6 protein-coding genes are annotated in these 14,932 nt (G+C 51.2%); 4 read left to right on the forward strand and 2 right to left on the reverse strand.

The annotated features are described in order from the left end of the window. Positions 1-4,878 carry a glycosyl hydrolase 53 family protein gene (locus L6H70_RS25020; protein WP_236336898.1) on the forward strand — a complete coding sequence of 1,626 codons (4,878 nt, stop codon included), beginning with the start codon at positions 1-3 and terminating at the stop codon, positions 4,876-4,878. Between the two features lie 203 nt (positions 4,879-5,081). Here L6H70_RS25020 and L6H70_RS25025 read toward each other — a convergent pair whose 3' ends face one another. Next, positions 5,082-7,400: a beta-galactosidase gene (locus tag L6H70_RS25025; RefSeq protein WP_236336900.1), complete on the reverse strand. Its 2,319-nt coding sequence runs from the start codon at positions 7,398-7,400 to the stop codon at positions 5,082-5,084. 120 nt (positions 7,401-7,520) lie between these two features. Between L6H70_RS25025 and L6H70_RS25030 the strand changes: the two genes are divergently transcribed. Further along, a complete protein-coding gene (locus L6H70_RS25030) occupies positions 7,521-8,396 on the forward strand; it encodes a helix-turn-helix domain-containing protein (RefSeq protein ID WP_236336902.1) in 876 nt (291 codons plus the stop codon). Positions 8,397-8,491: 95 nt separating this feature from the next. Further along, complete coding sequence (locus L6H70_RS25035) at positions 8,492-10,462, forward strand: glycoside hydrolase family 2 protein (RefSeq protein ID WP_236336904.1); 1,971 nt, start codon at positions 8,492-8,494, stop codon at positions 10,460-10,462. Between the two features lie 70 nt (positions 10,463-10,532). On the opposite strand, the gene L6H70_RS25040 is transcribed toward L6H70_RS25035, so the two are convergent. Next, entirely contained in the window at positions 10,533-11,408 is an 876-nt protein-coding gene (locus L6H70_RS25040) for an AraC family transcriptional regulator (protein WP_236336905.1), read from the reverse strand. Positions 11,409-11,551: 143 nt separating this feature from the next. Here L6H70_RS25040 and L6H70_RS25045 point away from each other — a divergent pair, with 143 nt between their 5' ends. Continuing rightward, complete coding sequence (locus L6H70_RS25045) at positions 11,552-14,884, forward strand: tetratricopeptide repeat protein (protein ID WP_423802883.1); 3,333 nt, start codon at positions 11,552-11,554, stop codon at positions 14,882-14,884. The last annotated feature ends 48 nt before the right edge of the window (positions 14,885-14,932 follow it).

The raw sequence follows: 14,932 nt of genomic DNA on the forward strand, positions 1-14,932 counted from the left end.
ATGTACGAAAGCAGCGTGAGAGGCCTTCGGGCCGGATTTCATCTCTTTTTAGTTTGTGTAATTTTAATCGGACTGGTCTCATCTGCAGGGTGGGCCAGTGCCGATCCAGTAACGGCTTCCGTTACGAACGGAAGTTTTGAAAGCGATCTCAATTCGTGGACCACAAATAATAGCAGTGCAATCTCTATCCAATCCGGCTGGTCGCCTCAAGGAGGTGGAGATAAGAGATTGAGCTATTGGGATGATACGGCATTCACGGCGAATACTTACCAGACCGTGACGGGGCTTACTTACGGCAACTATGTCCTATCAGCTTGGATTACCAGCGGCGGCGGATTCAATGAGATCTACATGTATGCCAAGGTCGAAGGCTCGCCGGAAGTGAGGAAAAATATTCCAGTGTCTTCAACCGGCTGGACAAAAATTGAACTCCCGTTGACGGTATCCGCTAGCCCGGTAACGATCGGTTTTTATGGGGATGGTTCCGCAAATTCCTGGGCCGGTATTGATCTTGTTTCCTTAACACCGAAGCAGCAACCAGTACCAGATCCTGAAGGAGTTGCCATTGTGAACCGTGGCTTTGATACGGAAGGCCCCGTGGATTTGGCAGATGGCTGGAATGAAGATGGGGATCTGGAAGCCTCATTTATTGCCGAATCTGGTTTTGAGAGCGGATACAGTCTGAATCATGCAGGAAGTCTGCCGTACCGTGTTACCACCTGGCAAACGATAAATGATTTGGAAGAAGGATATTATACGCTCACGGGCTGGACACAGAATAGCGGGGGACAGAAAGCTGCTTATCTGTTTGCCAAAGATAACGGAACCTCCGAATCCAGAACGGCTCTCCCGGTGGGAAGTGATTGGACGAAGGTGACAGTCCGGGGTATTCATGTAACAACGGGAAAAGTGACTGTAGGTTTGTATTCCGACGCTGGAGCCGGGCAGTGGGCGAAGCTTGATTTTGTTGAACTGGTTAAAGACGATAAACCTTATCGGCTGCTGAAAGGCGGCGATGCCTCCGAACTTACTTACGTGGAATCCATGGGTGGTAAATTTTACGACAGGGATGGCGTCGAGAAGGATTTATTCCAGATATTGAAGGAAAATGGCCAGGATATTGTAAGGCTCCGTTTGTACAATGATCCCGGAAAAGGGCATGGCGATGGGAATTATTATGTTCCCGAAGGAATTATGGATAAAGCGGACATCTTGAAGCTTGCCAAACGCGCCAAGAATGCCGGTCTTCAGATCCAGCTTAGCTTTCATTACAGCGATTATTGGACCAATGGTGCAATACACAACATTCCTAATGAATGGCAAGAGGAGATTAGTGGTCTTTCAGATGAGACGGCAAAAGTTGACAAGCTTGAGCAGCTGCTGGCTGCTTATACCGGAGATGTCATGCAGGCTATGAAGGATCAGGGTACCACACCTGAGTACGTGTCTCTCGGCAACGAAATGCAGTCGGGCATCCTGTATCCGTATGGTAAGGCCAGCGACGCGACATGGGAAAACCTGGGGCGGTTCTTAATTGCCGGGTCGAACGCGGTAAAATCTGTATCACCATCCACCAAAGTGATTTTACATCTGGACGATGCCGGTAATTATGATAAATATGAAGGCTTTTTCGATAAGATGAAAGAGATGAATGTACCCTATGATATTATCGGGCCGTCCTATTATCCGTTTTGGACGAATAAGTCGGTGCAGCAGATCGTGGAGTTCTGCAACGTTATGAGTGAGAAATACGACAAGGATATCCTGTTGATGGAGACAGGGTACAATTGGAATTCCACACTTCCTAACGGCTCCCCTGGACAGTTGACAGACAACGGCCCTTATTCTCCTGATACCAGTTCTCCGGAAGGTCAAAAAAACTTTATGATGGAGCTGTTTAACGGACTAAAAAGCGCGAATAACGGCAGAGTGATCGGCGATTTATATTGGGACCCTATTATGATCGATGTTCCCGGCGTTGGCTGGGCTTATCGGGAATCCGACGATCAGCCGGATGTAAACGTGGTCTCGAATACAACCCAATTCGATTTCGAAGGAAAAGCATTGCCGGTTCATGATGCTTACCTGCACAATGCAAATGGAACGGTTTACGGGATGATTAACGGCGTCGTCCGTGGAGAAAGCGGAAAACGCCTCGCAGGGGTAGAGATAGAGGCCGATATTAACGGGAATTTGCGCAAAGTCTATACGGACCAGAATGGAAATTATATCATTCCCGATGTGTCACCAGGAACCGGATATACGCTGACTGCCGCCAAAGCCGGCTATCAGGGCGGGACGGCAAGTGTATCCTCTGTGGTATATGGCGAAATTGCTCCGGCTAATATTACGATTTCCGGCGGAACCGTCTCAGGTATCGTCAGGGATGACCAGGGCCGGCCTGTTCAGGATGCCATCATTTCCGTTAGTGGGGCTGGCATTCGCCATTCGGTTAAGAGTAACGAATCCGGGGAGTATACACTCGGGGATCTGCCTTCGGGACAAGCGCTCACGATAACGGCAGGCAAGGCGGGGTTTACTTCCGGTTCCAAACCTGGAGTTGAAGTTCAGATTGGCAAGGTTACTGCCAATGTCGACCTGACTATTGTGCTTAGCTCCGGGGCAATCTCAGGGAAGGTAACTGGCCGTGAAGGCACGCCGATTGAAGGAGCCAAGGTGCAAGTAAATGCAGAAGGCCAGTTATTTACTGAACTAACTGATTCATCTGGCTTGTATACATTGGCAAATGTACCGGCAGGCCAAGGTTATACCGTGACTGTAAGTAAAGACAATTATCTGCAATCGGCAATCCGGGATATTGCTGTTGCCATTGGAAAAACAACGGCTGATGTAAATTTTATACTTGATGTAAACTTAGGCACAATATCCGGCAAAGTCATCGACAGCGGCAACAGGCCCGTTTCAGGCGCAAGTATAACCGCGGTAGCTGACAACAAGATATACCGTGCCGTCACAGATAAGGCCGGAAAATATATTCTTTCGGATGTTCTGGCAGGAAAGTCCTATCAACTTACCGCCGTGAAGGAAGGGTATCTGAACGGGGTGCTAGCTGATATAAAGGTGACGGCTCTCCAAGAGACATCTAATGTCAATTTACGTTTGGGTACGGAAGTAAAGATTGTCAACGGCAGCTTCGAGACGCAGGGCGCGTCGCGGTATGACATTCCGGGGTGGACAGTAGAGGGAACTGACCAGGCCTCTTATGTTCAGAAGCATAGTGCCGTAAGGGAAGGGGAGTATGCACTGTCCAGCTGGATGGAAGGAGCTTACACTACTAAAATTACGCAGACCCTGACTGGACTAGAGGATGGAGACTATATCATTTCCGCCTGGTCCTATACCGGCGGAGGGCAGAAGGAATACTATATGTTCGCGCAATCGGACAGCGGCAGCATGGTCAAGCTCAACATTCCGGCAACTGGCGGAATGACTCCGTTGAGTCTCAATGCTACTGTAACCGGGGGCACGCTGACCTTTGGATTCCAATCCAATGCGAATCCCGGAAACTGGGCGCTCGTTGATGATGTGAGGCTCGGTTATTTGGGGAAAGAAGAGCCTGTGCCTGAAACACCAACACCAACACCAACACCGACTTCGACGCCTGCACCATCGCCTACACCATCGTCATCGCCTACACCAACACCAATACCAATACCAGCTGCCGAAGGACCAGTTGTAACACCATCCCCAGCTCCTTCGGCACAAGTAAATGTGACCGGAGGTACGTTATCTATTCATCCAACGCTGGGAGCGGACGGCATAGCAAAGGCTGTCATAAGCGCTAAAGATCTAACGACTGCACTAAATTCAATCGTCGCCGGGAAATTAACCATCGTCGCCAAGCCAGGACAAGGCGCGACAGAAGTTGAAGTGCAGTTTCCAGCCGCACCGATTGACGGCAAGGGCGGTCTAAACACGATTACGATCGACACGGGGTTTGCGGCAATCTCGCTGAAACCGGCCCAGTTCCGTAAAGCGGACGGCGGTCCGGCGAACACGATCCAACTCAACGTAGCCCAAGCGGACAAGAGCGATTTACCGAAACACCTAAAGGACCAATTGGGAACTTCGGAGCTGCTGGATATTAACCTGCTCATTGATGGGGCCCCGGCAGAATTAGGCGGCGGCACGGCACGGGTAGCCATTCCGTATACGCTGTTGCCGGTTCAAAGTCCACAGCATGTGGTGGTTTATTATGTTAACGATAGCGGAATATCTGATATAGTTAACAACGGCCGATATAATCCTGACAGCGGAAATGTTGAATTTAGAGTGAAGCGTTTCAGTAAGTATGCTGCAGGCTATATTCCAGTATCATTCTCTGATCTTGCTGCTGTTCCATGGGCTCAGGCAAGTATCGAAGCTCTGGCTGCGAGAGGTATTGTTCAAGGGACGGTGACGGAGATCTTTTCTCCAACACGTAATGTGACGCGGGCGGAATTCTTGAGCATGCTTCTGACTGCGATGGATCTGGATGCTGCAACGGCCCCAAGCACGTTTAGCGATGTTCGGGAGGGCGCATGGTATGCCGGTCCGGTTGCCGCTGCAGAGCAGCTCGGTATCGTACAGGGCCAGGGAGATGGAACCTTCGGCGTCAATGCCCCGATTACCCGTCAGGACATGGCAGTCATGATTTACAAAGCTGCGCAAGCGGCGAAGCTCACATTAAATAGCAGTCAATCTTCGGTGTCATTTACGGATCTTTCCGTTATTAGCGGGTATGCATTAGAGGCTGTGACTCTGCTGACTGAGGGGGGCTTAATCAGCGGCATGGGAGATGGCACGTTCGCTCCCCAAAATAATGCAACGCGGGCTCAGGCGGCCGTTATTATCAATCGGCTGCTCAATATAGAGTAGCATCAACAAAAATAGGGGTCCCACAGCCGTTGAAATGGCTGCGGGACTCCTCTTCTATGTCAGGAACGCGTATCATGTTAGCGATTCTCCCTTTATTGGAGAGCGCAGTGAAAACAAAGGGTGTCCCGCAAGCCGATCACATGGCTTAAGGGACACCCTGAATTTTGGATCATGTGTAAGTTAGTGTTGATCTTGCAGTTGTCTTACTTACCTCTTCCGGCGGTCAAAACAGCCCGGTACTGCGGAACGGCCTCAATCCTATGGAAAACAGCAATCTCCACACCCTCGAAAACTTCAATTTGTGCCTGATTAATATACGTATGAACGGTGCCTTTGCGCAGCGGAGTGATAGACAAATGAAACTTATCCTGCTCCAGCTGATTGTAAGAAGATTTTAACCCGATACTCCAGATTTGACCGAATTGGATATTATCCGTTAGCAGCCTGTCACCCAGGAATGCTTCGGCCACGTCTCCGTCATAATCGATTTCCAGCCAGACATCGTCCACATGGGCCGGCCACGAAGGGGATACTTCTATAATGGCCGTTTTTTCCGCTGGTTTCGTTACAGTAATCTCCGGCTTGTACTCCGGAAGCTCCAAGGAATAAGTGCTGAATACACCTTCTTGTTGAAGCCCGCCTAACTGCCCGGCGGTAGACCGCAGCTCTAGTGCCGGAGCAGGGAACAGGGATACGTTGAAAGTACGGTTCCCCTTGGAGGTACATACCAGTTGATCGTTGTGAGCAGTTAGCGGACAATCGCTGACAACGACCGTCTTCTGACCCCACAGGTCAAAACGGTAGGTCTGCAGTGCCTCGGTCCGGGTAAGCGTAATGAAGCGCACTGTTTTGCCCTCAGCCGTACGGAAGGAAATACCGTTGTTTTTTCCGGCGGCGGGAAGAATCACATAGACCTCGTCCTTTTCCTGAATCTGGCCGTCAGCTGTCTTCAGGGAGCTGACGGAGGATTTAGCAACAACAAACTCCGGAGTCAGGCCGTTATGGGCGTAGAAAAAGACAACCTGCTCTTCTTCCGTCTCCAGTTCCGTCAACAGTTGGGCTGTTGCGCTGACCAAGGCTACGCCATGCAGATCTAAATGAAACGGAAATACGGCGCCTGCACTGCTTTCCAGTACAGCTTCTCCTTCATAAGGGAAGGAGACTGGTCCGCGGGCAGTGTCAAGTTCGATCCTGAAGCTGCGGTCAGGCATGACTGCGCTATCCTGGAAATTATTCAGGAACACAAAACCGCGGCCTTCTGACTGTCTGACGCACCAGCGCAGCGTCTCTGTATCCAGAGGATCTAGCTCTGATTGACCTTCGGGCAGCACCGTAGTCATCGGAGCAAGGATGGAGCCGAACGATTCCATAAATAGAGACAGAGAACGTATACGGTCATAGGACTCCCCGATGCGGCCAAATTCTCCGAGCGGCGATTGGTAGTCATATGTGATTTTCGGAAGAAACTGCTCGTTCATATATGTCTTCTTTCCAGTCGGGTTGGAACCGCCGTGATACATATAATAACCCAGCAGGTTACTGCCGCTCGCGAGCTTGACAAGCGTCATCGCTTCTACGCTTTCAGCGGGAACAAACGGACGGGCTTTATAGCTGACCTGCATGCCCCCGGCCATTTCACAATAAGCGACAGGATACTGGCGGGAATCGAAGTCCACGGTTTCCATCGGTACGGCATGAAGATCGCGGTAGAGAAACTCACGGCTTGCCGGCTGATCCGGAAGCCAGGAGGTATAAGCGTACCCTGCCAGCATCGGAAGGAAGCCCTCCTCCGGAATAGCGGCTCCGCCCCAAGCCGTAACCGTAAAGAACAGCGGATCAATTCCGGCTTCCTCAGCGATGCGGCGAAGCTCGGCCAAATGTGCCGTACCCCCTGTTCCGGACGTTAAGAACTTGCCGGTTGTATATCCCCAGGCATCATTTGGAGCGCCGCAGTGCATAAATTCATTTTCCAGCTGGACCGCAATTACGGGACCACCTTCCTGGTACATCGTTCCTTTAATCTGTCTGGAAATTTCACGATAAAGATTTCTGGCCAGCTGAAGGTAGGCAGGGTCGTTTGAACGGAGTTCAAGCGGTTTGGCGAATACCCAGTCCGGAATGCCTCCGTTGCGGATTTCTCCATGGCAGAAAGGACCAATACGCAGAATAAGCGGATATTCTAGCTTGGCGCAAAGGTCGATGAAATGCCGTAAATTGCGGCTGCCGCTCCAGTCGAACACGCCTTCTTCTTCCTCGTGGAAATTCCAGAAGACATACGTCGCTACAATATGAATGCCGCCGGCCTTCATCTTAAGCAGCTCTTCCTCCCACTGGAGGTAATTGAATCGGGAAAAATGGAACTCGCCTACAACCGGAATAAAAGGGATGCCATTCTTGGTCATATAGTAGTTAGTAAATCCAAATGATTCACCCTTTGGATTGGAGCCGCCGTTCGCCCCTAATATCCCTGAATGAATTTCTACATGGGGTGCTTCTGTCAGATTAAGCTTGGTTGTAGTCATTGCACAATGAACCTCCTTGTGATATGTTGCATGCGATGAATTGTATTGTCGGATTTCTAGATAGAAATCTGATTTCTCTTGTATTGTAGGCGAATTCAGTGTAAATGAGGTAGAGGAGATATGGCTAAAAAACTGATGGATTATGCTATTCATGCAGAGCGCTCTTACGGGATCCTTATTGCGGGTCATTTCAGAGTAGCAGCGGATTACGCGATTCACCGTTCCTCTGGCAGCAGAGACTGGCTTTTGATATACACAATATCCGGCGAAGGACAAATTCAGCTCTCTGATGGCTACGTCACCTGCGCCGAAGGGGATGTTGCCATACTGCTGCCGGGAATGGCGCATCATTACAGCACCAAGGGAGCGGATTGGGAGATGATCTGGGTGCATTTTATCCCCGATCCGCACTGGAGCACTTGGCTTAGCCTGCCGGAAAAGGAGCCTAATTTTATCTATCACCGCGTTTCTTCTGCTGAAGCGCGCCTGTCTATTCAGAATGCGCTGATGCGGATGATCAGCCATGAGCTGCCAGGTATCAATTCACTGCTTCACCGCCGCCTGTCGGAGCTTGCGCTGGAGGAGGCGATTGTGCATGTCCAACTGGACGGCAACGCTGGTAATCAGGTCTCCATGGATCCCAGAATCTCCGCGATTCTGCGTGATTTGCAGCTAAACCCAGCCCAGAAGATCAGCCTGCCCGAGCTTGCCCAAAAAAGCTGTATGTCGACTTCACGGCTGTCCCATCTGTTTAAGGAGCAGGTTGGAGATACCGTGCTGAATACGCTGAACAAGTTCAGACTGGAGAGAGCCGCCCAGCTTCTTTCCGGCACTCAGCGGCAGGTGGCGGAGATCGCCGCAGATGTCGGATTTGACTGCGCCATCCATTTTACGCGGAAGTTCCGCGATACCTTCGGCGAAACGCCCTCTCTTTACAGAAAGCGGAAGCAGTCAGAGATGAAGGAGGGGGCAGATAAGAATATAGTCCATGATTAGCCGAAAATCATCAATTGGATTATGAATCGCTTTGCGTTACATTGGGGGTATCTTGAAGAGGCACCTGAAATGATACACGCTAAGGAGTGAAACTAGTGGCAGAGCTGGGAAGAACAACGATTTTGCTGGACAAGCCGTGGGGATTTCAACTGGATCCTGAAGCCGCAGGATTTACAATGGAGTGGCCGGCAAACGGATTGCCGTCTTCTGAAACCGTATCCATACCGCATACATGGAATGTACAGCCGGAAACCGAACATTATCGGGGACTGGGCTGGTATGAACATCGCTTCCAGGCACCAGAGATTCCTCCGGATGGCCGGGTATGGCTTCACTTTGAAGCTGTATACCATGACGCCGTCATCTGGATAAACGGGCAACAAGCCGGAAGCCACCTGAATTCCGGGTATACCGCATTCCGGGTTGAGGTAACACGGTATGTTAAACCGGGAGAAGAAAATCTGCTGGTGGTTTCCGTCGATAACGGAAACAGCGAAACGGCGCTGCCTAAAGGCAACAGTTTCGATTGGGCCGATGACGGCGGGATTATCCGCGATGTAACGATGATCCTCACCGGAGAAGCTGCAATTGATTCAATCGGCGTTGAGGCGGTTCCGATCTTTTCGCCTGACGGACAATCGGCGGTTACCGGGAAGATTACGGGGGAGGTTACACTTCATGAGGCCCTGCAGCCCCGCAGTCGGGAAGTAAGCCTCGAGTTCATCTTGCAGTACAAAGGAACAACAGTATGGACGGGAACGCAAAAGGCCAGTTATCCATGCAATGCTATTCCGTTTCCGGAGATTACGGTGGACGGTATCGAGCCTTGGCATTTTGACCGCCCTAATTTATATGAGCTGCATGTGCATCTTTCCGCCGGAGGCCAGATGCAAGACGAAGTAACGATTGCGATCGGGTTCCGGGAGTTCAAAGCGGAGGGCAGCCGGTTTCTGCTGAACGGCGAGCCGGTCAGACTGACGGGTGTGGAATGGATGCCGGGCTCTCATCCTTATACGGGAATGGCAGAGTCTGAAGAAGACATTAAGCGTGTATTGAAGCAGCTTAAGCTTGCCAATGGGGTGCTGACCCGCTTTCACTGGCAGCAAAGCGACAAGCTGCTGGAATGGTGCGACCGCTACGGAATTCTCGTACAGGAGGAAATTCCCTTGTGGCAGCAGCCCGCCGAGCCAGGCGAGGCGACGATTCCACTGGTACGGCAGCAGCTCTCTGAAATGATTTCCCGGCACCGCCATCATCCCAGCGTCATTGCATGGGGTGTCGGCAATGAGCTGGACGGCCAGTCCGCCCAAACGGTACGTTACGTTAAGGAAATGAAAGCCTATATTCAGCCGCTTGATTCCTCCCGGATGGTGAACTATGTGAGTAACACGGTACATCTGGATCCTTTCGCCGACGCGACGGGAGCGGGCGATGTTATTATGTGGAACGATTATATCGGAACCTGGCATGGAGAGCATGACATGGAAGAGACGGTGCAGAAGCTGGTCGCAGCTTACCCGGACAAGCCGATTGTAGTTGCGGAATTCGGACTATGCGAGCCGGCATATTCTGGAGGTGATGCACGCCGTCGGGAACAGATGCTTGAAAAAATGGATGTCTACCGTAAATACCCGAATATAGCCGGAATGATTTACTTCAGCCTGAACGATTACCGTACCCAAATGGGCGAGGACGGCGAAGGGCGGCTGCGTCAGCGGGTTCATGGGGTCACCGATCTTTACGGGGTGGAGAAGGAGTCGTACCAGATACTGAAGGATGTATCGTCCCCGGTTAAGCTGGAGGTGTTAAACAGCGAAGATGGCGATGAGCCCATCTGCCGCTTGACCTGCAGTAACCATCTTCCCAGTTACTCCATCTCCGGATATAAGCTTCATCTGGCAGAAGAAACAGGCGGCTGGGAACAATGCTTTGATATTCCGGAATTGTTGCCGGGTGAGCATGCGGATATATCCGTTCCCGCTCTCGGTTTAGCGCAAAGAATGAAGGCGATTGTCCGGCGGCCGAACGGATTTAAAGTGCTGGAACATTGGTTCGAGCTGCGATAAGACAATAATTACGATTACACAAAATCCCCCTTCAAGGGGGATTTTTCATTTGGAGGATATAAGTCACTCTTCAGCCCTTTAGTTTGTTCCGGTAATCGGTAGGCGAGAGTCCGATAATTTTACGGAATAACCGCGAGAAATAATACGGGTCTTTGAAGCCAAGTGTATGGCAAATCTCTTTAATGCTCATAGGGGTCAAATCAAGGAGCTGGCTTGCGCGCCGCATTTTCAGGCGAAGGTAATAGTCGACCGGGGCAAACCCGACGGAGGTTTTGAAAAGATGGTTGAGATGCTGCCTGGAAATTTGCGTGTACTGGGCGATTTCATCCAGTGTCAGACTCTCCTCCAGCTTCATGTTCATCAAATGGATTGCTGTTTCAATATACTGCTTCTTACGGTCCTCGTCCTCGCGCTCGGGGATCATCCCCAGCGAGCTTATCGCATAGGCTGCCGTCTGCATGGCATAAACTTGATGCGAAGCGGAGTGAGCGCTGCCCGAGAGCAGGTCGTAACACTGATGGAATAACGCGATGAATTTTTCGGAATCCTGGGAACCCAGCGTCAGCGGACCAGCTCCGCCCTTTAGAAGAGCAGAGTAGCCTTCAGCCTGCTCTCCCTTGAAGTGAAACCAGTATATTGTCCATGGATGCTCAGTTTCTGTCCAGTAGGAATGCGGGGTCCTGGCAGGGATAACGATCAGCTGGCGTTCTTTTAAAACATGCAGTACTCCGCCTATAGAGACGCGGCCTTCACCCTCCGCACAGTAAATCAAAATGTAAGTATCACAGCCATTCGGCCGTTCACGATAATGATAACGTGCGCGGGGATAGAAGCCGATGTCTGTAAGATACAGCATCCGGTTTAGCGGATGGGCGACGATCTGTTCCAGCTGGTAAGCGGGGAGCACGATGATTTTTTCTGATTCAAAACCTTCAATTTTCTTCATAGGTGCGAAATACTCCTTCCGGAATGTACCGCCATAGTATAGATTAAAAAAAGAAAATAGTCCATTATGTTCCGAATTTCGTGAATTGTAGCGTCCGCAGCGCTCCTGTATTGTTGAGGTATAAGTTCATTTTACACACAGGAGTGATTACGTTGACGCAGATCTCAAAAACGAGAGTTTGGGAAGAAACGGTGCATATCCCGACCTACAGCGTAGGCGAGCCGAATAAAAACCCGATGTTCCTGGAAAAGCGGGTCTATCAGGGAAGCTCGGGCCGGGTATATCCGCACCCCGTAATTGAAAAAATCGAAGACGAGAAGAAACCCGTTCCTTATCAAATGGTTATTCTTGAAAACGAATACCTTCATATTGAAATCATGCCGGAGCTGGGTGGTCGCATTTACCGCGCGGTAGACCGGACGAACAATTATGATTTTGTCTATTACAACCAGGTGATTAAACCAGCGCTTGTCGGGCTTGCAGGACCATGGATTTCCGGTGGGATCGAATTTAACTGGCCGCAGCATCACCGCCCGAACACGTATGGTCCGGTCGAATATAAGCTGGAGGAGAAGGCTGACGGCAGTGCAACCGTGTGGGTCAGCGAAATCGACCGGATGTACGGAACCAAGGTGACGGCAGGCTTTACGCTCCACCCGGACAAAGCCTATCTGGAAATTTCGGCGCAATTGTACAACCGCACCCCGGAGCCGCAAACCTTCCTGTGGTGGGCGAACCCGGCCGTTGCTGTAAACGATCATACACAGTCGGTATTCCCTCCGGACGTAACCGCGGTATTTGACCACGGCAAACGTGACGTATCGCGCTTCCCGATTGCAACCGGAACCTATTACAAAATGGACTATTCATCCGGTGTAGATATTTCCCGCTACAAAAATATCCCGGTGCCGACTTCTTATATGGCTTACAAGTCCGACTACAATTTCGTCGGCGGATATGACCACTCTGTGCAGGCCGGACTTCTGCATGTGGCGAACCATCACATTTCCCCAGGCAAGAAGCAATGGACTTGGGGGAACGGGGAGTTCGGCCAGGCGTGGGATCGCAATCTTACGGATGAGGACGGACCGTACATCGAGCTGATGACAGGCGTATTTACGGACAACCAGCCGGATTTTACATGGCTGCAGCCTTACGAAGAAAAGACTTTTACCCAATACTTCATGCCGTATAAGAATATTGGCGTTGTGAAGAACGCGACGACGGAAGCGGCGGTCAATCTCGAAGTGGACGAGGAACTAGGAAAAGCTTCGGTGTATGTGTATACCACCGCCCATTATGAGGAAGCGGTAGTCGAACTCGCCGGACCGGGAGGCCAACTGCTATCCAAGCAGCTGACGCTGACCCCGGCGGATACATTCTTTGCGGAAATCACGCTGGACGCAGGCGTAAAGGAACATGAGCTTACGCTTACGGTTAAAGATGCTGCAGGCCAAGTGCTTGTATCCTATTCACCGCAGCCTAAGGATATTGAACAGGTACCGGATGCCGCCAAACCGCTGCCTGAACCCTCGGAGATTGCTACCAATGAAGAACTGTATTTGGCCGGGCTTCACTTGGAGCAATACCGGCACGCCACCTTTGAGCCGGAGCCGTATTACCTGGAAGGGCTCAAGCGTGACGAGAACGACAGCCGGATCAATATCGCCTATGGCACACTGCTGCTGCGGAGAGGTTTGTTCGCGGAAAGTGAGAAGCATTTCCGTAAAGCGGTCAAGCGGGTGACCTGGCGTAACCCGAACCCGTATGACGGCGAAGCCTATTATCAGCTCGGAGTCAGCCTGAAGCTGCAGGGACGTCTGGATGAGGCGTTCAGCGCTTTCTATAAAGCGGTATGGAGCGCGGCATGGCAGGACGGCGGTTATTTCTCTCTGGCCCAAATCGCTGCCGCGAAAGGCAGCTATGCAGAGGCGCTGGAGCTTGCCGAACGCTCGCTCATCCGCAATGCACGGAACTATAAATCACGGAATATCAAGACGGCGATGCTGCGCAAGCTGGGCAGACTGAACGAAGCGGAAAGCTTTGCCGCAGAAACATTGAAGCTGGATGTCGCCGACTTTGGCGCTCACTTTGAACTGGTCCTCGTCAAGAAGTCAGCGGAAAAAAACGGAGATTCCACTGAGGTTCTTGGACAGCTCAGGGAGCTGCTGCGGGACGAGCCGAAAAATTACCTGGAGCTCGCCTCTGACTACGCACATGCCGGGCTGTACGAGGAAGCGGCTGATGTGCTGCTTCTGAGCAAGGACTCTCAAGATCCGCTTGTAAATTATACCTTGGGTTATCTGTACAGTAAGTTAGGACGGGAGGATGCGGAGCGCAGCTATACTGCGGCCGGAGGCGCAGCGAAAGCCGATTACTGCTTCCCGAATACGCTGTTTGAGCTTCAGATGCTGGAATATGCAATCTCATTCAATCCTGAGGACGCGAGAGCTCTTTACTATCTGGGAAATCTGCTTTATGACAAGAAACGCCACCAGGAAGCCATCCGGTATTGGGAGCGTTCCCGCTCCATTGACGACAGCTATTCGGTCGTTCACCGGAATTTGGCCTTGGCTTACTACAACAAGCAAGGCGATCCGGCTGCTGCGCGTACCTCTCTTGAGAAAGCGCTGGAGTGCGATCCGGGGGATGCGCGGGTGCTGTTCGAGCTGGACCAGCTTTATAAAAAGCTCGCAATCGCAGCGGATGATCGTCTTGCATTCCTTGAGAAGCATGCCGTACTCGTCTCTGCCCGCGATGATCTGTATCTTGAATATGTCACGCTCCATAATCTTACCGGTAAGCATGAGGAAGCGCTCCGGCTGTTGGCTTCGCGGAATTTCCATCCGTGGGAAGGCGGCGAGGGTAAAGCGACAGGCCAATATGTACTGGCGAATGTGGAGCTGGCGAAGCAGCACATTCTAAAGGGAAGCTACGAACAGGCGGTAGAGCTGCTCGAGCGGGCGCTTGTCTATCCGCTGAATCTTGGAGAAGGCAAGCTGGCCGGTGCACAGGAAAATAATATTTACTATTATCTTGGCAGTGCTTATGAAGGACTGGGACGGCAGGAGGAAGCGCAAGGCTCGTTCCGCATTGCTTCGCAAGGTCTGGAGGAACCGACCAGCGCGATGTACTACAACGACCAGCCGCCAGAAATGATTTTTTACCAGGGCCTGGCCTGGTTAAAGCTGAACAATACACATGAAGCAAGACGCCGGTTCAACAAACTGGTGGATTACGCGGAAAAACATCTCTTCGACGATGTAAAGATTGATTATTTCGCGGTTTCGCTTCCGGACTTCCTGGTGTTCGATGAGGACTTAAACAAGAAAAATGAAATTCATTGCCGGTTCATGAGAGGTCTCGGACTGCTCGGTCTCGGCAGCAACAGCACAGCAGAGGCAGAATTCAAAGAGGCACTGCGTCTGGATTGCAATCATATGGGCGCAAAAATCCATATGCAGCTGAGCAAGTAACAAGTGAAATCCGGGACGGCAAGTCCCGGATTTCTTTTGTAACCGGAG

This window comes from Paenibacillus auburnensis (genome assembly GCF_927798115.1).
Taxonomy (GTDB): domain Bacteria; phylum Bacillota; class Bacilli; order Paenibacillales; family Paenibacillaceae; genus Paenibacillus_AQ; species Paenibacillus_AQ auburnensis.

Coding starts and splice junctions, on each gene's coding strand:
- L6H70_RS25020 (WP_236336898.1), top strand. CDS start 1: ATGTACGAAAGCAGCGTGAGAGGCCTTCGGGCCGGATTTCATCTCTTT.
- L6H70_RS25025 (WP_236336900.1), bottom strand. CDS start 7,400: ATGACTACAACCAAGCTTAATCTGACAGAAGCACCCCATGTAGAAATT.
- L6H70_RS25030 (WP_236336902.1), top strand. CDS start 7,521: ATGGCTAAAAAACTGATGGATTATGCTATTCATGCAGAGCGCTCTTAC.
- L6H70_RS25040 (WP_236336905.1), bottom strand. CDS start 11,408: ATGAAGAAAATTGAAGGTTTTGAATCAGAAAAAATCATCGTGCTCCCC.